The sequence below is a fragment of the Gordonia hydrophobica NBRC 16057 genome, assembly GCF_001592365.1.
In the GTDB taxonomy this organism is placed as follows: Bacteria; Actinomycetota; Actinomycetes; order Mycobacteriales; family Mycobacteriaceae; genus Gordonia; species Gordonia hydrophobica.
The window spans coordinates 319,937-339,924 of record NZ_BCWU01000003.1 but is presented as its reverse complement, the minus strand read 5'-3'; the positions used below and the strand labels follow the sequence as shown (position 1 = coordinate 339,924).

The 19,988-nt window shown below is 67.3% G+C and carries 22 protein-coding genes; 12 read left to right on the top strand and 10 right to left on the bottom strand.

From position 1 onward, the window contains the following. Position 1 precedes the first annotated feature (1 nt). Genes GH2_RS07500 through GH2_RS07490 form a run of 3 tightly spaced genes read left to right on the top strand, consistent with a single transcriptional unit; the run spans position 2 to position 2,087 of the window. Positions 2-898: an SDR family oxidoreductase gene (locus tag GH2_RS07500; protein ID WP_066165249.1), complete on the top strand. Its 897-nt coding sequence runs from the start codon at positions 2-4 to the stop codon at positions 896-898. Then, positions 885-1,253: a DUF8021 domain-containing protein gene (locus tag GH2_RS07495; RefSeq protein ID WP_066165246.1), complete on the top strand. Its 369-nt coding sequence runs from the start codon at positions 885-887 to the stop codon at positions 1,251-1,253. Before GH2_RS07500 ends, GH2_RS07495 begins: the two co-directional genes overlap by 14 nt. A gap of 24 nt (positions 1,254-1,277) precedes the next feature. Continuing rightward, positions 1,278-2,087, top strand: coding sequence for a crotonase/enoyl-CoA hydratase family protein (locus GH2_RS07490; protein ID WP_066165242.1), 810 nt, complete (start codon positions 1,278-1,280; stop codon positions 2,085-2,087). A gap of 14 nt (positions 2,088-2,101) precedes the next feature. Here GH2_RS07490 and GH2_RS07485 read toward each other — a convergent pair whose 3' ends face one another. Continuing rightward, entirely contained in the window at positions 2,102-3,013 is a 912-nt protein-coding gene (locus GH2_RS07485) for an oxygenase MpaB family protein (RefSeq protein ID WP_084247357.1), read from the bottom strand. A gap of 163 nt (positions 3,014-3,176) precedes the next feature. Here GH2_RS07485 and GH2_RS07480 point away from each other — a divergent pair, with 163 nt between their 5' ends. Further along, positions 3,177-3,752 (top strand): TetR/AcrR family transcriptional regulator, encoded by a 576-nt coding sequence (locus GH2_RS07480; RefSeq protein ID WP_066165238.1) that lies wholly within the window; start codon positions 3,177-3,179, stop codon positions 3,750-3,752. A gap of 55 nt (positions 3,753-3,807) precedes the next feature. Here the strand turns inward: GH2_RS07480 and GH2_RS07475 are convergent, their stop codons facing one another. Continuing rightward, positions 3,808-4,464 carry a GNAT family N-acetyltransferase gene (locus tag GH2_RS07475; protein ID WP_066165235.1) on the bottom strand — a complete coding sequence of 219 codons (657 nt, stop codon included), beginning with the start codon at positions 4,462-4,464 and terminating at the stop codon, positions 3,808-3,810. A gap of 164 nt (positions 4,465-4,628) precedes the next feature. Between GH2_RS07475 and fadD8 the strand changes: the two genes are divergently transcribed. Together fadD8 and GH2_RS07465 are read left to right on the top strand one after the other, a co-directional pair. Continuing rightward, entirely contained in the window at positions 4,629-6,245 is a 1,617-nt protein-coding gene (fadD8, locus tag GH2_RS07470) for a fatty-acid--CoA ligase FadD8 (protein WP_066165232.1), read from the top strand. Next, the gene (locus tag GH2_RS07465) at positions 6,242-6,484 is read left to right on the top strand and encodes a ferredoxin (protein ID WP_066165229.1); all 243 of its coding nucleotides are present in this window, start codon (positions 6,242-6,244) and stop codon (positions 6,482-6,484) included. The genes fadD8 and GH2_RS07465 overlap by 4 nt, the downstream gene beginning before the upstream one ends. Positions 6,485-6,537: 53 nt before the next feature. Here the strand turns inward: GH2_RS07465 and GH2_RS07460 are convergent, their stop codons facing one another. Together GH2_RS07460 and GH2_RS07455 are read right to left on the bottom strand one after the other, a co-directional pair. Continuing rightward, positions 6,538-7,032: a nitroreductase family deazaflavin-dependent oxidoreductase gene (locus tag GH2_RS07460; RefSeq protein WP_066165226.1), complete on the bottom strand. Its 495-nt coding sequence runs from the start codon at positions 7,030-7,032 to the stop codon at positions 6,538-6,540. A 16-nt stretch (positions 7,033-7,048) separates the two neighbouring features. Beyond that, positions 7,049-8,212, bottom strand: coding sequence for a steroid 3-ketoacyl-CoA thiolase (locus tag GH2_RS07455; RefSeq protein ID WP_066165224.1), 1,164 nt, complete (start codon positions 8,210-8,212; stop codon positions 7,049-7,051). A gap of 199 nt (positions 8,213-8,411) precedes the next feature. On the opposite strand from GH2_RS07455, the gene GH2_RS07450 reads away from it, so the two are divergent. Then, complete coding sequence (locus GH2_RS07450) at positions 8,412-9,635, top strand: cytochrome P450 (RefSeq protein ID WP_204700947.1); 1,224 nt, start codon at positions 8,412-8,414, stop codon at positions 9,633-9,635. A gap of 7 nt (positions 9,636-9,642) precedes the next feature. Beyond that, on the top strand, positions 9,643-10,086 hold the full coding sequence (locus GH2_RS07445; RefSeq protein ID WP_066165218.1) for a nuclear transport factor 2 family protein: 444 nt from the start codon (positions 9,643-9,645) through the stop codon (positions 10,084-10,086). Between the two features lie 72 nt (positions 10,087-10,158). On the opposite strand, the gene GH2_RS07440 is transcribed toward GH2_RS07445, so the two are convergent. Next, positions 10,159-10,623 carry a DoxX family protein gene (locus GH2_RS07440; protein WP_084247356.1) on the bottom strand — a complete coding sequence of 155 codons (465 nt, stop codon included), beginning with the start codon at positions 10,621-10,623 and terminating at the stop codon, positions 10,159-10,161. A gap of 108 nt (positions 10,624-10,731) precedes the next feature. On the opposite strand from GH2_RS07440, the gene GH2_RS07435 reads away from it, so the two are divergent. After that, on the top strand, positions 10,732-11,064 hold the full coding sequence (locus GH2_RS07435; RefSeq protein WP_066165215.1) for a winged helix-turn-helix transcriptional regulator: 333 nt from the start codon (positions 10,732-10,734) through the stop codon (positions 11,062-11,064). Positions 11,065-11,201: 137 nt separating this feature from the next. Here the strand turns inward: GH2_RS07435 and GH2_RS07430 are convergent, their stop codons facing one another. The 3 genes from GH2_RS07430 to GH2_RS07420 are packed head-to-tail and all read right to left on the bottom strand — an operon-like array spanning position 11,202 to position 14,484. Further along, complete coding sequence (locus GH2_RS07430; protein ID WP_066165212.1) at positions 11,202-12,371, bottom strand: thiolase family protein; 1,170 nt, start codon at positions 12,369-12,371, stop codon at positions 11,202-11,204. Beyond that, positions 12,371-13,447: a thiolase family protein gene (locus GH2_RS07425; RefSeq protein ID WP_066165210.1), complete on the bottom strand. Its 1,077-nt coding sequence runs from the start codon at positions 13,445-13,447 to the stop codon at positions 12,371-12,373. Before GH2_RS07425 ends, GH2_RS07430 begins: the two co-directional genes overlap by 1 nt. 17 nt (positions 13,448-13,464) lie before the next feature. Further along, a complete protein-coding gene (locus GH2_RS07420; protein WP_066165206.1) occupies positions 13,465-14,484 on the bottom strand; it encodes a Zn-ribbon domain-containing OB-fold protein in 1,020 nt (339 codons plus the stop codon). A gap of 52 nt (positions 14,485-14,536) precedes the next feature. Between GH2_RS07420 and GH2_RS07415 the strand changes: the two genes are divergently transcribed. Continuing rightward, entirely contained in the window at positions 14,537-15,571 is a 1,035-nt protein-coding gene (locus GH2_RS07415; protein WP_066165203.1) for an LLM class F420-dependent oxidoreductase, read from the top strand. A 139-nt stretch (positions 15,572-15,710) separates the two neighbouring features. On the opposite strand, the gene GH2_RS07410 is transcribed toward GH2_RS07415, so the two are convergent. Both GH2_RS07410 and GH2_RS07405 read right to left on the bottom strand, forming a co-directional pair. Then, the gene (locus tag GH2_RS07410) at positions 15,711-16,199 is read right to left on the bottom strand and encodes a hypothetical protein (RefSeq protein ID WP_066165200.1); all 489 of its coding nucleotides are present in this window, start codon (positions 16,197-16,199) and stop codon (positions 15,711-15,713) included. A 123-nt stretch (positions 16,200-16,322) separates the two neighbouring features. After that, positions 16,323-17,129: a crotonase/enoyl-CoA hydratase family protein gene (locus GH2_RS07405; protein WP_066165197.1), complete on the bottom strand. Its 807-nt coding sequence runs from the start codon at positions 17,127-17,129 to the stop codon at positions 16,323-16,325. 60 nt (positions 17,130-17,189) lie between these two features. Between GH2_RS07405 and GH2_RS07400 the strand changes: the two genes are divergently transcribed. Both GH2_RS07400 and GH2_RS07395 read left to right on the top strand, forming a co-directional pair. After that, the gene (locus GH2_RS07400; protein ID WP_066165194.1) at positions 17,190-18,821 is read left to right on the top strand and encodes an acyl-CoA synthetase; all 1,632 of its coding nucleotides are present in this window, start codon (positions 17,190-17,192) and stop codon (positions 18,819-18,821) included. 27 nt (positions 18,822-18,848) lie between these two features. Next, complete coding sequence (locus GH2_RS07395; RefSeq protein WP_066165191.1) at positions 18,849-19,982, top strand: NAD(P)H-dependent flavin oxidoreductase; 1,134 nt, start codon at positions 18,849-18,851, stop codon at positions 19,980-19,982. The last annotated feature ends 6 nt before the right edge of the window (positions 19,983-19,988 follow it).

Genomic DNA, 19,988 nt, shown 5'->3' with positions numbered 1-19,988 from the left:
AGTGAGCAACACACTCAACGACGGCCGCGTCGTCATCGTCACCGGCGCGGGCCAGGGCATCGGCCGCGCCCACGCGCACGCCTTCGCGGCCGACGGCGCCAAGGTGGTGGTCAACGACTACGCCGCCGATTCGGCAGCGACCGTCGCCGGTGAGATCACGGCTGCGGGCGGCGACGCGGTGGTCGCCGCGGGCGACGTCGCCGACTGGGACACCGGCGCGGCGATCGTGGCGACCGCGATCGACTCCTTCGGCCGTCTCGACGTGCTGGTCAACAACGCGGGCTTCCTGCGTGACCGCATGCTGCTCTCGCTGAGCGAAGAGGAATGGGACTCGGTGACCCGCGTGCACCTCAAGGGGCATTTCGTGATGCTGCGCCACGCCGGCGCGCACTGGCGGGCGCAGGCCAAGGCGGGCGAGAACGTTCAAGCTCGCATCATCAACACCAGTTCGGGTGCGGGCATCTTCGGTTCCGTCGGTCAGGGCAACTATGCTGCGGCCAAGGCGGCAATCGCCGAGCTCACCATCCAGGCCGCCGCGGAGCTCGGCGGTTACGGTGTCACCGTGAACGGAATCGCCCCCGCGGCACGAACTCAGATGACGATGGGCGCGGGCGAGGCGATGGCCGCGCAGATGGCGGCCCCGGCCGACGGCTCGTTCGACGCCATGGACCCCGCCAACATCTCGCCGCTGGTGGTCTGGCTCGGTTCGCCCGAGTCCGCTGCGGTGACCGGCCGACTCTTCGAGGTGGAGGGCGGCGCCGTCACCGTGCTCGACGGCTGGCAGCGCGCGGCCTCGCGCGACAAGGGCGCCCGCTGGGAGCCCGCCGAGCTGACATCGGTGGTCACCGAACTCGTCGCCGCATCGCCCCAGCAGGTGAAGGCATATGGCGCTCGCTGACGCCGACCGGATCGCCGCGGCTCGTGCCTACGTCGACGCCTTGGTCAGCCACGACGCGTCGAACGTCCCGCTGACCCCGGGCTGTACCCGAGTGGAGTTGGGAGTCAAGACCGGCCGCAACGGGGATCACATCCGACGCAGTCTGAACAGCGGACCGCAGTTCAAACTGATCCACCGGATCAGCGAATTCACGGCGACCGTCGACGGCGACACCGTCGACACCACGTACTACGTGCATGTTCATCCGAAACCGCTCGGGCTGGCCGCGCGCGTGGTGGAGTCGTTCGTGGTGACCGACGCCGGGGAGATCTCCTCGATCGTCGCGTCCTTCTCGGTTCCGCGCCGCAAGGCCTGACCACCCGAACGAAAGGAATCCGCTGTGTCGGACACGTCTTCTGATCCCGTCCGCTATGAGGTCACCGACGGCATCGCCGTCCTCACCCTCAACCGGCCGGAAGCCATGAACTCCGTCAACTCGGCGCTCGCGACGGCGGTCGGAGAGGCGCTGGAAGCTGCGTCGACCGATCCGGCGGTCCGCGCGGTGGTGCTGACCGGAGCGGGTCGGGCGTTCTGCGCGGGGGCGGATCTCAAGGCCATCTCGCGCGGCGAATCGATTGCGCCGGAGGGGCATCCGGAGTGGGGCTTCGCGGGCTTCGTACAGTATTGGACGGCGAAGCCGGTGATCGCCGCGGTCAACGGCTTCGCGATGGGTGGTGGCACGGAACTCGCGCTGGCCTGCGATCTGGTGGTCGCCGCCGACACCGCGGTCTTCGGTCTACCGGAGGTGAAGCGCGGCCTGATCGCCGCGGCGGGCGGCGTGATCCGGTTGCAGCGTCAGCTCCCGCTCAAGCGCGCACTCGAGCTCGCCCTGACCGGTGACGGCGTCGAGGCCGAGGTCGCGCGCGAGTGGGGCCTGGTCAATCGCGTGGTCCCCGCCGGCGCCGTGCTCGACACCGCGTTGGAGCTCGCGCGGAAGATCGCGGCGAATGCTCCGCTGTCGGTGCAGTACACCAAGCAGATGATGCACCGGACGCAGCAGGGATTGTCGGACTGGAACGGGCAGTGGGGCACCGAGGAGCCCTGGGCGGTCAACAGCGATCTCGCTGTCACGGTCTTCACGTCCGCCGATGCGATGGAGGGTCCGCTCGCCTTCGCGCAGAAGCGCGAACCGAACTGGCAGGGGAAGTAGCCGCAGAACGACGGTCAGTGCTTGACCGGGCAACCGGACTTCGCGAAGGTGCCCAGCGCGTCGATCTGGAAGCCGTCGGGGTACGACTTCACGCGTGCCATGTCCTGGATGAGCTGTGGACGGCGTCGCTTCGGCAGGTACGCGACCGCCTTGCCGCGGAGCTTGAGCCCGGCGATGGACGCTGCGCGGAACAACCGGTGCGGAGCACGGTAGCCGAACGCGTCGAGCAGGGGATCGTCCATCACCGCGCGGCTGAACGGATTGATCAGCGGCCGAACGGGTTTCAGGTAGAAGGATGCGAAGAGGTCCATCGTCGCGTCGCCGGTGCGTCGCACGCCCGGGGTGCCACCCGAGACGTAGTGCTCGGCCTCGTAGGAGTCCATCAGCGTGGCGAACTCGTCGTACGTCTCCGGCACGTTCTTGATGGCCATGTGGCGGCCGAGCGCCCGGTAGTACAGCGTCATCGCGCGGATCTCGTCGGCGGTGAGCTGCCGCCACCCGTAATCGGCGATCCAGCGAACCGGGACCACGACGAAGGTCGCGAGCACATAGAGCATGTCCTCGTTCGGGATGTCGTACATCTTGTGCATCTGGTTGATGCGCCGGATCGCGCTCTTGCCGTCGCGGCTGTCGAAGCCGTTGATCATGGGGATCTCGAGAAGGATCGCGGTGTCGTCGTACCGCTTCTGCGCGCGATCGCGGAACTCACGGGTCTCGTCCAGCAGCTCGCCGACACTGGGGACGGCGTACGTGCGGAAGAGTGCGAAGCTCAACGACTGCATGATGTCCCACGGAAACTCGTACGTGGCGAGGACGCGGTAGATCTCGTGGTACTGCGCCTCCGGATCCATTCCTGCGGTGAGCGACGTGGTGTTCTTCCACGTTTTCGGGGCCAATGCCTTCGAGGTCAGCGTGCTGAGTGTCATGTTCGGAGCTCCTTGCCGGGTCGTGGCAAAACTGTAAGTCAACTTATAGTTTTGTGCAAGGGGTCACTTGTGGAGATCCCGGCGCTTCGCCGTCCGATCACTCTCCGGCATGCGGTTGGTCGCCGCCCCGGCGGCCTTCTCTCGATGTGGAAAGCTGGTTCGCATGGCGAAGAAGTCGGTTCCGTCCGAACACGCCCGGCGGCGCTTCCTCGACGCCGGCCTGACGGTGCTCGGCGAGGGCGGTCATGCGGGGCTGAAGTTGGCGCAGGTCTGCAGGGCGGCGGGCGCGACCACCGGGAGCTTTTACCACGCGTTCGGGAACTGGGCGGATTTCAAGACTGCGCTCATCGCGTACTGGCGGCACGAGCAGAGCCGACGGTTGATCGACGCCGCGCTGGCCGTCGCGGATCCGCGCGAGCGCGTCGCCGTGCTCACCGACATCGGCCTGACGCTCGACCGGGCGTCGGAGTCGGCGATCCGGGTCTGGGCGACGCACGACGACGAGGTGCGACGACATCTGCAAGAGGTCGACCGCGAGCGGGCGCAGGTGATCGCGGCCACGACTGCCGAAGTGATTGCGGACGAGGACGAAGCCGACGCGTTCGCGCAGGTCGCGATGTACCTGATGATCGGTTACCAGATGAGCACCGCTCCGTCGCTGCCCGCGCTGCGGGCGGGCTTTCGGGCGCTGCTCGAGCACACGATGGGCGCGGACGCGCCACCGGTGCCCGACGCATAGAACGACGGCAGGCCCGGTCCGGTGCGGATCGGGCCTGCCCTCGTGATCGAGACCGTCAGGCGCTGGGCGCTCGGACCACCATGGGAACGCCGGGGAACAGTGCGGCCATCTCCGCGCGCGATTTGCGGAGCGCTGCGGTGCCGTAGCCGTGCTTGCGAGCGGACGGGCGGATCCAGATGCGGACGTCCACCTCGCCTCCGCTGAGCTCACCGAAGACGATGCCGATCTTGGCGTCGCCCTCGACGGCGACGAGCCAGACGGCGTCCTCGGCGTCGACGCGGCCGACGCCCTTGGCGATCTCGTCGCCCACGTCGCCCGCGGGGGCGCCGGAGCCGTCGCCCGCCACGCCCTGCTCGGCGGTGCGCTCGGCGAAGAGGTCGGCGTCCTCGTCGGCGGAGAACGGACGGAGGTCGAGGCTGTCGCCGGAGCTGGCGGGGCGTTCGGCGAGGGTGAACGTGACGGCCTCGTTGAGGTTGTCGAGTTCGGCCTGGTTGTTACGACGCTCGGTCTTGGTGAGCTGGTAGAACGACATGTTCAGGATGGCCTCGGCGCCCAGCTTCGACTTGCCGAGCAGGTCGGCGATGGCGGTCGCGGCGGCGTCGCGATCCTCGGCCTCGACGATCACGTCGAGGACCTCGTGTCGTCGTTCCATCGCCGTCAACAGCGCGTCGGTGATGTCTCGTCGGGTTGCTGCCTGGTCCAGATCAGTCATAGCTCGATAGTAAGTGTGATCGGAGCTGTCTGCTTGTTCTTTCTCGTGCGGGTCGAAATGTCGTCGGCGAGTCGGTGCGACCCGCCGAGATCGTGTGAAAGTGTGTGGCAACGGTTTTCGGTCACCACCTTCCGAAAAGTTAGAACACGTTCTAGTATTCGGCTATGGGATCTGAACCGAACACCGTCGACGTGCTGCGCAACCCGGTACATCTCGGCGATCTGATGGTCGCCGCACTCAGTAGACATCGAGACGCTCCCGTCCTGCGGCTCGGTGAGACCGAGCTGACCGGTGCGCAGATGGCAGAGCAGGTGAGCCGCTACATTCAGGCGTTCGAGGCCGCGGGGGCGGGAACCGGCACCGCGGTGGGCCTGCTCGCGCTGAATCGGCCCGAGGTCCTCTTCGTCATCGGGGCCGGCCAGACACAGGGGTGGCGTCGGACTGCACTGCACCCGCTCGGGTCGCTCGACGACCACGCGTACGTCCTCGCTGACGCTGCGGTCTCGACCCTGGTGATCGACCCGAATCCGACCTTCGTCGAGCGCGCCGTCGAGCTGGTCAAGCGGGTCGAGAGCCTCACGCAGGTGCTGACGCTGGGGCCGGTGCCTGCCGAGTTGGCCGATGTCGGCGTCGACATCGTCGCCGCCGCCGACGCCTTCGCTGCGCAGGAATTGACGGCCGCCGTCCTGGATCCCGAGCACATCGTCTCCATCACCTACACCGGCGGCACCACCGGCAAACCGAAGGGTGTCATCGGCACCGCACGCGCGATGCTCACCATGACGCAGATCCAGATGGCCGAATGGGAATGGCCCGAGCGTCCCAAGTTCCTCATGTGCACGCCCCTCTCTCATGCGGGCGCCGCATTCTTCGTCCCGACCCTCATCAAGGGCGGCACCATGTTGGTCCTCGGCGGTTTCAATCCCGCTGAGGTGCTGGAAACCATTGAACGCGAACGGATCACCGCCACCATGCTGGTGCCGTCGATGCTGTACGCGCTGATGGACCACCCCGACTCTCGCACCCGCGACCTCTCGTCGCTGGAGACCGTCTACTACGGCGCCTCGCCGATGAACCCGGTGCGATTGGCCGAGGCGATCGAACGATTCGGGCCCATTTTCGCGCAGTACTACGGGCAGTCCGAGGCGCCGATGGTCATCAGCTACCTCCGCAAGGACGAGCATGATCAGGCACGGCTCGGCAGCTGCGGTCGCCCCTCGGCGTTCCTGCGGACCGCGTTGCTCGATCCCGAGGGCAACCGGGTGCCGCGCGGCGAGCCCGGTGAGATCTGCGTGTCCGGTCCCTTGCTGGCGGGCGGCTATCTGGGACTTCCGAAGCAGACGGCCGAGACCTTCGTCGACGGCTGGCTGCACACCGGCGATGTGGCGCGCGAAGACGACGACGGCTTCTGGTTCATCGTCGACCGCACCAAGGACATGATCGTCTCCGGCGGCTTCAACGTGTTCCCGCGCGAGGTGGAGGATGTGGTGGCCGAGCATCCGGCGGTCGCGCAGGTGGGAGTGATCGGCGTGCCCGACGAGAAGTGGGGCGAGGCGGTGACGGCGGTGGTGGTGCTGCGTCCGGACGCCGACGCCGGCGAGGGGGCGAAAGCCGCTGTGGTGCAGGACATCCAGGCGGCGGTGAAGGAGCGCAAGGGCGCCGTGCAGTCGCCGAAGCAGGTGGTCTTCGTCGACGCGCTGCCGCTGACCGCGCTCGGCAAACCGGATAAGAAGGCCCTCCGGGCGCAGTTCTGGGACGGTGCGGGTCGTGCGGTCGGATGAGTGCGATCGATGATTCGCCGACGCTGACCGTCGTCGCCGATCTGGACCTGTGCGACGGTTACGGCGAATGCGTGAAAGCGGCGCCGGACCACTTCGAACTCGACGACGACGGCTTCGTCGTCGTGACCGACGAGAACGTGACCGAGGAGGCCGAGGGCCGGGTCATCGCCGCGGTGACCCGCTGCCCGAAGTCAGCGCTGACGCTCCTCGCCGACGGGAAGCCGGTCGACCTCCCCTGACGCACGGTGATCTCGATGCGCGTCCGGCGCTCGCAGGCGAGGGCGTCGCTGCGTCACCCGGGAGACCGCCCCGCCGGTTCGCAGATCACGACCGGGATCTCACGATCGGTCCACGCGGCGTAGGTGTCGAAGTCGGCGTACAGCTCCACGAGGCGAGGCCACAGGTCGGCGCGCTCGGCGGCGTCGGCGATGCGGGCGCGGAACGGGCGGTCGACACCGCCCGTCTGAATACGGACGTTCGGCTCGGCGCGCACGTTGTGATACCACGCAGGATTCTTCGGGAGTCCGCCCTGCGACGCGACGACGACGATCGCGTCGCCGTCGCGCAGGTAGAGGAGCGGCACCGTCCGCTCCTGGCCTGACTTGCGGCCGATGGTGGTGAGCAGGCAGACAGGGGTGGGCTTGCGCAGTGCGGCGCCGACCCGCCAGGTGCCGCCGAGCTTGCCACGGGTCAGTCGGTACATCCGCGTGTTGAGCCGCGAACCCGCCTTGATGATCCGCGCGACCACGGGTGAATCGAGCTGTGCCGGACGCGCATTCGGATCCACTGTCCCTGCCTGCCGGTCAGATGCGCTCGAGAATGGTGGCCGTCGATAGGGCGCCGCCGGCGCACATCGTGACCAGCGCGGTCTGCTTGTCGGTGCGCTCGAGCTCGTGCAGCGCGGTCGTCAGCAGTCGGGATCCGGTGCTGCCGACGGGATGGCCCAGGGCGATGGCGCCGCCGTTGACGTTCACCTTGTCCATGTCGGCGCCGTGGACCTGGGCCCAGCTCAGGACCACGGAAGCGAAGGCCTCGTTGATCTCGAACAGATCGATGTCGCTCATGCTCATGCCCGATCGCGACAGGACGCGTTCGGTGGCCTGCACGGGGCCGTCGAGGTGGTAGTAGGGTTCGGCGCCTACCAGCGCCTGACTCACCAGACGGGCGCGCGGACGCAGCCCCAGTTCCGTCGCGCGCTCGGAGTCCATCAGCAGGACCGCGGCGGCGCCGTCGGAGATCTGTGACGAGTTGCCCGCGGTGTGAATGCCGCCCTCCATGACCGGCTTCAGGCCGCCGAGGGATTCGAGTGTGGTCTCGCGCAGTCCCTGATCGCGGTTCACCTCGAGGACCTGTCCGGTGAGCTCGCCTTCTCTGGTGCGCTCGGGGGCCTTGACCGTCAGGATCTCGCGATCGAAGCGGCCCTCGTCCCACGCACGTTTGGCGTTGGCCTGCGAGCGGACGCCCAAGGCGTCGACGTCGGCCCGGGTGATCCCGCGGCGCTTCGCGATCCGTTCGGCGGCCTCGAATTGATTGGGCATGTCGATGTTCCACGACTCCGGGCGCCGCGGTCCCGCGTTCTCGCCGACGTTGGCGCCCAGGGGGACGTGCGACATACATTCGACGCCGCAGGCCATGCCGACGTCGATGGTGCCGGTCGCGATGAGCCCGGCGATCATGTGGTTGGCCTGCTGTGCGGAGCCGCACTGGCAGTCGATGGTGGTGGCGCCGGTCTGCCACGGCAGTCCGGCGTGCAGCCAGGCGGTGCGTGTCACGTTGTTTCCCTGTTCGCCGACCTGCATCACGGCGCCCCCGACCACCTGCTCCACGAGGGCGGGGTCGATACCCGCACGCTCGATGACACCCCGCTGGGCGGCGCCCAGGATCTCGGCCGCATGCAGGCCCGACAGCCAACCGTTCCGTTTTCCGATCGGCGTCCGAGCTGCTTCGACAATCACCGGCACACCCATGGCAACTCCTTCTCTCCTGAAAGCATCTGCGTCAAAACTAGAACAAGTTCTTGTTCGCGTCTATCCAGTGTGGCAGAGTGAGAGCTACCAAAATTGTAACGGGTTCTCGTTATGTCGGGGGAATCCGCATACGCTCAAGAATTGAGGTGATGACGTGACCCAGACGCAGAGCGACAGCGCGTCCGGCACATGTCCGTTCATGCATCAGGAAGGGTGGGACTTCACCAATCCCGACCTGTTGCAGCAGGGGCTCCCGGTCAAGGAGTTCGCCGAACTCCGCAGGACTGCGCCCGTCTGGTGGAATGCGCAACTGCCGGGCAAGGGCGGTGGGTTCCATGACGGCGGCTACTGGGTGGTGTCCAAGCTCGACGACATTCGGGAGATCTCGAAGAACGCCGACGACTGGTCGGCGAACGAGAACGGCGTCATCATGCGGTTCGACGATGAGATGCCCCCCGAGCAGCTCGAGGTTACCAAGTCGCTGCTGATCAACCACGATCCGCCGGAGCACACACGTCTGCGCAAGATCGTCTCGCGGGCCTTCACGCCGAAGGCCGTCCACGCCCTCGAGGAGAAGCTCGACGAGGCCGCGCGCCGCATCGTGACCAAGGCTGCGGAGGCCGGTAAGGGCGACTTCGTCGAACAGGTCGCCGTCGACCTGCCGCTGCTGGCCATCGCCGATCTCCTCGGCGTACCCGAAGAGGATCGCACCAAGCTGTTCGACTGGTCCAACGCCATGATGAACGGCGACGACCCCGACTTCGAGATCGATCCGCTGACCGCGAACATGGAGATCCTCGGCTACGGGTACAACATGGCCGAGGAGCGCCGCAAGTGCCCGGCCGACGACATCGTCACCCAGTTGGTCGAAGCCGACATCGACGGACACGGGCTCACCGAAGCCGAGTTCGGATTCTTCTTCATCCTGCTGACCGTCGCGGGCAACGAGACCACCCGCAACGCGATCACGCACGGCATCAACGCCTTCATGGACCACCCCGACCAGTGGGAACTGTTCAAGAAGGAGCGTCCGGCGACGGCCGTCGACGAGATCGTCCGCTGGGCGACGCCGGTGAACTGCTTCCAGCGCACCGCCAAGGTCGATACCACCGTCGGCGGGGTGGAGATCAAGAAGGGGCAGCGCGTCGGTCTCTTCTACGGCTCGGCGAACTACGACGAGGACGTCTTCGACGATCCGTACACGTTCGACATCCTCCGCGACCCGAACCCGCACGTCGGCTTCGGTGGCAACGGAACGCACTTCTGCATCGGCGCCAACCTGGCCCGCATGGAGATCAACCTGATGTTCAACGCCCTGGCCGACCTCGTGCCCGACATCACCAAGCTCGACGCCCCGCGTCGTCTGCGGCACGGGTGGATCAACGGCATCAAGGAACTCCAGGTCGATTACGGAACCGAGTGAGGGACCCGTGACTGACAAGACGCCCGCCTATCTGAACATCGATCGCGAGAATCATCCGGCGGTGCTCGCCGGTCGACGTTCTCGCGACGCCGTCGAAGTCCGTGACAAGCAGGCGTGGCTCGACAACTTCTCGGCCACTGGGTCTGTGGAAGACCCGGTGGGGCCGTCGATGTTCGACGAAGAAGCCAAGGGGCACCGGGGCGCCGAGGGGCTGTCGGCGTTTTGGGACAAGGCGATCGCGCCGACGGAGAAGATCGACTTCCAGTTCGAGAAGGAGATCATCTGCGGTGACGAGGTGGCCTACATCGGCAAGATCGTCACCCATATCGCCGGACACGTCTCCGAGGCAGAGGGGGTGTTCACGTACCGGGCTGACGCCGACGGCAAGATGCAGGCGCTACGCGCCTACTGGGAGGTCGAGGCGACCATCGCTTCGACGCGGAAGGCCTGACGAGTCGGCCCGGACACGATTCGAGCCCCGTCCATTCACTGAATGGACGGGGCTCGAGCCATGCGATGTGGACTATGCGTCGACGGACTGCTTGATCGCCGCGCCGGTGACGGCGGAGTCCTTGCCTGCAGCCTTGAGCAGGTAGGTGTCGACGGCCAGGGGACCCTGGCGGACGAAGCCGACGGCGAGGAGTCCGCCGATCAGGGCGAGCACGAGCTCGTAACCGCCGTCGCCGATCCAGAAGCCGTTGCTGATGTGGGTGATGAAGAGGGCGCCGATCATGTCGAGGATCAGGATGAGTGCGACGATCGGGGTGGCCAGGCCGATGATCAGCAGGCTGCCGCCGACGAGCTCGGCGATGGCCGCGAGCCAGGCGGACAGGGTGGGGGCGGGGGCACCCATCGCCTCGAAGCTGGCGGGCACGTTGTCCATGCCGTAGACGAAGAACTTCTGTCCGCCGTGCATGACGAAGATGATGCCGAGGATGACGCGGCCGACGGTGACGGCCAGCGACTGGCCGAGCTTGATGTTGTTCACAGCGGGGCTCCTTGTTGAGGGGTCGATGCCCCGCAGGTGGTGGGGCGACGTCAAGATTCAAGCACTTACTTTTCGTAAGTTCAACCCGAGCGAGCTAGCATTGAAGGCATGGTGGCGTTCGACGTCTTTGCGAAACAGTGCCCCTCGCGTGCCGTGTTTTCGCACGTCACCGGGCGTTGGGGCGCTCTCGTGCTGGGCAAGTTGAGCACCACTCCTCAGCGATTCTGGGAATTGCGTAAGGAAGTGGAAGGCATCAGCGATCGCATGCTGACGCAGACGTTGAAGGTGCTGGCCGGCGACGGTCTGGTGGCCCGGGCGATGTCGGACGAGAAGCCCGCGCACCCCGAGTACGCGCTGACTCCGGCGGGCGAAGCCGTGGCGAACGCCGTCCGAGCCCTCGTCGATGCGGTTCAGGACAACATGCCCGAGCAAGTGGCGTAGGTGTTCTGGGCGCAGCACCAGGTAGCGGGCCGAACCCGGAGATTCTGCCGGGTCAAGAACGCGCAACGGATACAGATGGTGACATACCCGGGTTCAGGACCCGGGTATGTCACCATTTGTTCTCGCTGAAGCGGGACTTACGGCTTGTCCGCCCCCAGCAGCCACATCGAGAAGTACTGCGATCCGCCGCCGTACGCGTGGCCGAACGCCTTGCGGACATCGGGGACCTGGTGGTCGCCGCCCTTGCCCATCACCTGGATGGCAGCCTCGGCGCAGCGGATCATGCCCGAGGCGCCGATCGGGTTCGACGACAGCACGCCGCCAGAGGCGTTGACCGGCAGCTTGCCGCCGATCTCGGTCTCGCCGGCCTCGGTGAGCTTCCAGCCCTCGTACTCCGGCATGAACCCGAGGTTCTCCAGCCACATGGGCTCGAACCAGGAGAACGGCACATAGATCTCGGCGGCGTCGACCTCGTCGAGCGGATTGGTGATCCCCGCGTCCTTCCACAGGGCGGCCGAGGCGTCGCGACCGGCCTGCGGGCTCACCACGTTGCGGTGCGAGTAGGCGAGCGGTTCGGTGCGCATGGCGGTGGCGTGGACCCAGGCGACGGTGCGGCCCTCGGCGATCGCGTCGTCGGCCGTCGCCTCGTCGCCCAGCACCACCGCGCACGCGCCGTCGGACGACGGGCAGGTCTCGTCGAAGCGGATCGGGTCCCACAGCATCTGCGAGGCCATCACCTTCTCGACGGTGATGTCGGGCTGATGCAGGTGGGCGAGGGGATTCTTGGCGCCGTTCCGGCGGTCCTTGGCGGCGACCATCGCGCCGATGTGAGCGGGGGCGCCGGAGTTGTGGATGTACGACCGCACGTGGGGAGCGAAGAAGCCGCCCGCCCCCGCACCCACCGGCATGGTGAACGGCACCGGGATCGACAGTGCCCACATGGCGTTGGACTCCGACTGCTTCTCCCACGAGACCGCCAGCACGCGGCGGTGGATGCCGCTGCCGACCATCGACGATCCGACGATCGCGGTCGACGCGCCGACCGAACCCGCGGTGTGCACCCGCAGCAGGGGTTTGCCGACCGCGCCGATGGCCTCGGCCATGGCGAGTTCGGGCATCATCGACCCCTCGAACAGGTCGGGCGCCTTGCCGATGGCGATGGCGTCGATGTCGTCCATCGTCAGGTGGGCGTCGGCGAGCGCGCGGTCGATGGCCTCGCGGACCAGGCCCGCCATGGTGACGTCGAGCCGTTTGGCGACGTACTTGGTCTGACCGGTTCCGAGGACGGCGACGCGATTGCGGCCCATCAGTTCTCTCCTCCTGCGAGTGCCTTCTGGCTCGCGAGCGTGACGACCATGTTCTGCTGCAGCAGCGGGCCGCTGGTGGCGTGGGCGACGGCGGTGTCGGCCGCGCCGGTCAGGATCTCGTGCGCGGCGTAACCGATGCGCTGCAGACCTGCGGAGAACAGAGAGTGCCCGGTCAGCGCGCCGCCCGACGGGTTGATCCGCGTGCGCTCGCCGAGGCCCAGCTCGCGCTTCACGATCAGTTCCTGATGCGTGTACGGCGCATAGATCTCGGCGACGTCCACATCGCGCGAGCGCCCGTCGAACGCGCGGTCGGCGGCCAATGCCGTCGACGGTGAGCGAGTGAGGTCGCGCGCGCCGAAGTTCGGGGTGTCGAGGCGGTGGTCCCAGCCGGTGATCCATGCCGGATTCTCGACGAGTTCTCGCGCACGGTCTGCGGAGGCGAGGATGACGGCGGCGCCGGCGTCGGTATACGGCGCGATGTCGTGGGCGCGCAGCGGATCGGCGACGTAGTCGGCGGCCAACAGCTCGTCGACCGACGCGCCCGTGGTGCGGGCGGCGACGGCCGCCATGTCGGCCTCGGTCCACGCGCCCGACTCCAGACCGGCGCGGGCTTGCAGCCCGGCGAGCGAGCGGGCGTCGGGGAACAGCGGCAGGACCGTGTACGGATCGGTCTGCAGGGCGAGCGTGCGGTCGGAGTGGCCCGCCGACGCCTTGCCGAAACCGTAGGCGAGCGCGACGTCGACCTCACCGGTCGCGATCTTGATCCACGCCTCATAGAGCGCCCAGGCGCCGTCCATCTCCACGTGCGACTCGTTGATCGGGGGCACGGCGCCGATGGCGTCGATCGCCGAGATGAACGAGAACGCTCGGCCCGCAAGGTAATCCGACGAGCCGCTGCACCAGAAGTCGATGTCGGTGCGGCTGATGCCCAGGTCGGCGTACAACTGCTGGAAACAGGGGACCAGCATCTCGACACCGTTGGTGGTGCCGGTGGATGCGGGGTCGTTGGTGCTGTGGGCGAAGCCCACGACGGCGATGCTCGGCAGACTCGACGCGGGGAGATTCGATGAACTCATATGTTTTCCTTCCCGCTCTACAGGTGGTGCCGGTACGACTCGAAGTCGGCGTCCGGCTCGCCGTTCGGGGCGAAGTGGCTGATGTTGCGCATGGTGTGGTCCCACTCGGCTTCCGGGCGCCAGACGGCCTTCACCCGCATGCCCATGCGGACCTGCTCGGCGGGCACGTCGAGGATCAGGTGCAGGAACGGGATGTCCGAACCGTCGAGCAGCACGTAGGCGGCCACGTACGGCGGCGTGATCTGCTGACCCAGGAACGGCACGTTGACGATGCAGAACGTGGTGATGGTGCCGGTGTCGGCGACCTCGACGCGCTCGACGGTGGGGCTGCCGTCGGCCGGGCTCACGTAGCGCGGCGGGAAGTACACCTCGCCGGTCTGGACGCGGCCGCCGATCAGCTTGCCGTGCTTCAGCCCCTCCAGGTACCAGCTCTCGGATTCGGCGGCGGCATGGGTGATCGTCGTCGTGATCGGGGTGCTGATGACGACGTTGCCCGCGTCGTCGACGGTCATCTCGCCGGTCGGGTCGGGGGCCGCGGTCGGGGAGTCGCCGAGGCTGAAGTGTGCGATGTCGGTGATCGCGCCGGTCCGCACCGGACGCCACACGGCGTGCACCCGCGCTCCGACGCTCAACTGCGACGGCGCGTCGGCGTCGACGGCGTGCAGCAGCGACGTGTCGGAACCGTCGAGCTTGATGAGCGCGAATGCGAACGGGCGGTCGAGGGGATGCCCGTCGTAGGGATCGGGCTGCCACGACCAGCTCTGGACGGTACCGACCGCGGCGACCTCGACGAGGTCGGTGGTCGGGGTTCCGGTGGTCGGGTCGAACTCGGTGGGCGGCGTCGTGACGCGACCGTCGGCGCCGCGGCTGCCGACGATCCGGCCGTCGCGGAGAGCGAGCGCGAACTGCGACAGGACCGGCCCGAGCGAGCGGGTGTAAGCGAAGCTGTTGGTCAGCTCTGCGGACAGAATGTGTGACTCGGGTGCGGGTACCTGCACCTCGGGAGTCGGGTGGGTTGCACTATTGGACACAGCCAAAGTAGAACACGTTCTAGTATTGTTCCGCAAGGGATGGTGAAAGGGTTCCGAAGTGAAACTTGGTCTGCAACTGGGATATTGGGGCGCGCAACCGCCGACGAATGTGGCCGAATTGTTGCGCGCGGCAGAGGATTCCGGGTTCGACTCGGTGTTCACCGCAGAATCGTGGGGTTCGGACACGTACACGCCGCTGGCCTGGTGGGGAGCCGCGACGAGCCGGCTGCGCCTCGGCACCGCGGTCTCGCAGCTGTCGGCACGACCGCCGACGTCGCTCGCCATGGCGGCGCTGACGCTCGATCATCTCTCCGGCGGTCGGCACATCATCGGGCTCGGCGTGTCCGGGCCACAGGTCGTCGAGGGGTGGTACGGCCAGCCGTTCGCGAAGCCGCTGGCCCGGACCCGCGAGTACGTGCGCATCGTGCGCGACGTCCTGGCACGCGAGGGTGTGGTCACTAGCGCCGGCCCGCACTATCCGCTGCCGCTGCCCGACGGCGTCGGTGCGACCGGACTCGGCAAGCCGTTGAAGCCGATCGTGCATCCGCTCCGGGCCGACATTCCGATCTGGCTCGGCGCGGAGGGTCCGAAAAACGTTGCGCAGACTGCTGAGATCGCCGACGGCTGGCTGGCCATCTTCTACACGCCGCGGCTGTGCGGCATGTACGACGAGTGGCTCGACGAGGGCTTCGCTCGGCCCGGCGCACTCCGCTCGCGGGCCGACTTCGAGATCGCCGCGACCGTCCAGTGCGTCATCACCGACGACGTCGCCGCGGCGATCGATCGCTACCGGCCGTCAACGGCCCTGTACGTCGGTGGCATGGGCGCCGCGGAGAAGAACTTCCACGCCGACCTGTACCGCCGCATGGGTTACGGCGAGGCGGTCGACGACATCGGTCGCCTCTTCCGCGCCGGCCGCAGAGACGAGGCGCTCGCGGCCGTGCCCGACGAGATGGTTCGCGAGACGATGCTCGTCGGAACGGCCGACGACGTCCGCGAGCAGATCACCGAGTGGGAAGCCGCAGGTGTCACCACGCTCATGGTCACCGCGAAGGATGTCGAGACGGTGCGGCAGTTGGGCGCGCTGGTGTAGCCGCAACGTTTAGCGACGACGGCATCGGGGATCCGATACCGTCGCCGCGTCGCCGAAGGAAGTCATGGGGTACTTCCTTCATACTCCGGCTATCGGATGTTCGGGGGACGGTTGTCCGATGTCCGAATGACGACTGCGGTCACGGGGTGACGATCGTGCCGCTGCAACTGCGGGCGGGGACGGCCCACAGCGCGTTGCTGTTCACCGTGCTCATCGTCAGCTTCACCTTGCCCGGGCCCAGCTTCGCGGTCGGGATCGTGAAGTTGTGTGTGCCCTGGTATGGCGGCGAGATGTGATTGCGCTGGAAGGTGGTGCCCTTCTGGCCGGTCTTCAAGTTCTTCCAGTCCAGCCGCACCGACGAGTCGTAGCCGACGCCGATCCAGTAACTGGTGTAGTCGATCTGCAGGTAGGTGTTGGACTCGTACTTCGAGACGATCACCCGATGCGGCATGTACGGCATGTCGACGATGTTCGGGCTGATGTTGATGCAGTCGTGGAGCGGGTACTCCTTGGCGTCGGCGGCCTGCGCGGTGCCGGGGACGGCGAAGGCGGCGGCGAGCACGCCGGCAGCCGCCGCCGTGGCGGCGAGGCGGGTGAGGGTCGTCGGACGGCTTGATCGGGTGGACATCGTGGCTCCGCTCGAAGTGGTGCTGGTTCTAGTCGGGATGTCGTCTGAATGGCCGATAGTGTTACAGATCACTGGTAGTGGCTTGTTGGGGTGTTGGGCAACGGCTGCACCGCGCAGCATCCCCTACTCCCCGGCGAACTCCGGCTTCTCCTTGTTCGCGAAGGCGCGCGGCCCGATCTTGGCGTCCTTGGACTGGAACACTTTCGCGCCCAGCTCGGCGTCGATCTTGAACGCCTCTTCCTCGTGCAGTCCTTCGCTGTCGCGGATGGTCTTGAGGATGGCCTGGACCGCGAGTGGTCCGTTCGCGGCGATCTGGTCGGCGATCTCGAGCGCCTTGTCGAGGGCGGAGCCGTCGGGCACCACATGACCGACGAGGCCGTACTCCTTGGCCTCGGCGGCGGTGATGTGACGGCCGGTGAGGAGGATGTCGGCGGCGATCGTGTATGGAATCTGTCGGACCAGGCGGACGGCGCTGCCGCCGAGCGGGAACAGTCCCCACCGGGCTTCGGACACGCCGAACTTGGCGCTCTCGGCGGCGACGCGGATGTCGGTGCCCTGGAGGATCTCGGTGCCGCCGGCGATCGCGGGGCCTTCGACGGCGGCGATCAGCGGCTTGGTCAGACGGCGCCCCTTGAGGAGGGCGGGAAGTCGGGTGAGGTCCCAGCCGCCCTTGGCGAAGGAGTCGCCGGGGGCGGACTGATTCATGGCCTTGAGGTCGGCGCCCGCGCAGAAGTAGCCGCCCGCGCCGGTCAGAATCGCCACCCGAACATCGGGGTCGGCGTCGACCTGATCCCAGGCCTCCTCCATGATCCGCATCATCGGTCCGGAGAGCGCGTTGCGCGCGTGAGGTCGGTTCATCGTCACGATCAGGACGTGCCCGCGCTTCTCGACGAGACATTCCGGAGCGTCGGTGGTGCTCTCGACAGTCATTTTTCCTCCTGGTGCAACGAATACCTTGCCGCGAACGATAACACGTTCTAGTTTTGAGGCATGGCCTTCACTGTGGCGGACCTCGTCGAACACGCCGTCGACCTCATGCCCGACCGAATCGCACTGGAATCCGGTGAGCGTTCTCGGACGTATTCAGAACTCGATCAGCGCGCTAATGCGCTCGCCCACACGCTGCGGGAGTTGGGCGTCAAGCCCGGCGACGCAGTGGGTCTGTACAGCAGAAACACCATCGAAGCCGTCGAGGCGATGCTCGCGATCTTCAAGGCGCGCGCCGTCATGGTGAACGTCAATTACCGGTACGTGGAGAACGAGCTCGAGCACATCTTCGTCGACTCGCAGATGGCCGTCCTGATCCACGAGCGGCAGTACACCCCCCGCGTCTGTAACGTGTTATCGAAATCGGCGACCGACGTCACTCACCGCATCGTCGTCGACGACGGCTCCGACGTCCCGATCGAGTGCACCGAGGGCGACGCCGCCGTCACTGCCTTCGAGGACGCGATCGCGTCGTCGTCCACCGACCGCGACTTCGAGCAGCGCACGAACGACGACCTCTACATGCTCTACACCGGGGGCACCACCGGAAAGCCCAAAGGTGTCATCTGGCGGCAGGAAGACGTGTGGCGAGTCCTCGGCGGCGGAATCGACTGGTACACCGGGCGGCCGATCGACGACGAATGGGAGCTCGCCCGGACCGGTGCGGAGGGTGGGCAACTGGTCCGCTTCGCGATCCCGCCCTTCATTCACGGCGGCAGCCAGTGGGCCGTCTTCCAATCGCTCTTCGCCGGTGGCAAAGCCGTCGTGTACCCGGAGTTCGAACCGGACGCCATCTGGGCGGCGGTGCAACGCCACGGGGTGCACGTCATCTTCATCACCGGCGACGCCATGGGCCGCCCGATGATCGATGCGCTGGAGGCCGGCGACTACGACACGTCGACGGTGGTGTCGGTCGCCTCGTCGGCGGCGCTGTTCTCGGCATCGATCAAGGACCGGTACCTCGACCGATTCCCGAACGCGGTCATCGTCGACGCGATCGGCTCGTCCGAGACCGGTTTCGGGGGCATGGGTATGGCGGTCAAGGGGCAGAGCCGCGTCGGTGCGCCCACGGTGAAAGCCGACCCGAACACCCACGTCCTGGCTGACGACGGTCGCCTGCTGCAACCGGGAACCGGCGAGGTGGGACGCCTGGCGCGCTCGGGCCACATCCCGCTGCGCTACCACAATGCGCCGGAGAAGTCGGCCGAGACCTTCGTGTTCTACGACGGGGTCCGGTACTCGATGCCCGGCGACTTCGCCACGATCGAAGCCGACGGCACCATCACGATGCTCGGCCGCGGCTCGGTGTCGATCAACACCGGCGGCGAGAAGGTCTTCCCCGAGGAGGTGGAGGCCGCGCTCAAGGCGCACCCGGACGTCTTCGACGCGGTGGTCGTCGGCACGCCGGACGAGCGTTTCGGGCAGCGCGTCGCCGCCGTCGTGCAGGTGCGCGACGGCGCGGCCGCACCAACGCTGGACTCACTCGGCGAGGTGGTCCGCACCGAACTCGCCGGCTACAAGTGTCCGCGCAGCGTGTGGTTCGTCGATCAGATGAAGCGCTCGCCCGCAGGCAAGCCCGACTACCGCTGGGCGCGCGAGGTCACCGAACAACGCGACGCCGACGAAGCGCGCTGACACTTCCCTTCAACGACAAGGACATTGATGAAAACCCCACTGTGTGACAAGTTCGGGATCGAGTATCCGATCTTCGGCTTCACGCCCAGCGAGGAAGTCGCCGCCGCGATCAGTCGGGCCGGCGGCCTCGGCGTGCTCGGCTGCGTGCGCTTCAACGAGACCGAAGAGCTGGACGCGGTCCTGGAATGGATGCATGAGAACACCGACGGCAAGCCGTTCGGCGTGGACGTGGTGATGCCGGCCAAGATCCCGACCGAGGGATCGAAGGTCGATCTCGACACGATGATCCCGCCCGAGCATCGCGCTTTCGTGGAGCGCACCCTCGACGACCTCGGCGTCCCGCCGTTGCCCGACGGCGGCGACCGCGTCAACACCGGCGTGCTCGGCTGGCTGCACTCGGTGGCGCGCTCGCACGTCGACGTCGCGATGGAGCACACTCGCAAGTACGGGCAGATCAAGTTGATCGCGAACGCGCTCGGCTCGCCGCCTGCGGACGTCATCGACCTCGCGCATCAGAACGGCGTGGCGGTCGCCGCGCTCGCGGGCGCCAAGGAGCACGCGCTGCACCACGTGGATGCGGGCGTCGACATCGTCATCGCGCAGGGTTACGAGGGTGGCGGCCACACCGGTGAGGTCACCTCGATGATCCTGTGGCCGGAACTCGTCGACGCCGTCGGAGACCATCCGGTCCTCGCCGCGGGAGGGGTCGGCAGTGGACGGCAGATCGCCGCGGCGATCGCGCTCGGCGCGCAGGGCGTGTGGATGGGCACCTACTGGCTGACGGCCGCCGAGTACAACCTCGGCGCGCACACCGAAGGTGAGCCGTCGACCGTACAGCAGGCGCTGCTGGCAGCCACCTCCCGCGACACCGTTCGCCGTCGCATCTACTCCGGCAAGCCCGCACGTCTGCTCAAGACCGCGTGGACCGACGCCTGGGATGCACCCGGCGCCCCCGATCCGCTGCCGATGCCGCTGCAGAACCTTCTGGTCGGCGAAGCGCACGCCCGGATCTCCGCGTCCGACGACCCCAAGGTGGTGGCGATGCCCGCCGGACAGATCGTCGGCCGGTGCAATGCGATCACCCCCGTGCAGGAGCTGGTCGACGGGCTGGTGGCGGAGTACGCCGACGCCGTCGCACGGATGAACGCGACGCTGGACTGAGTAGCC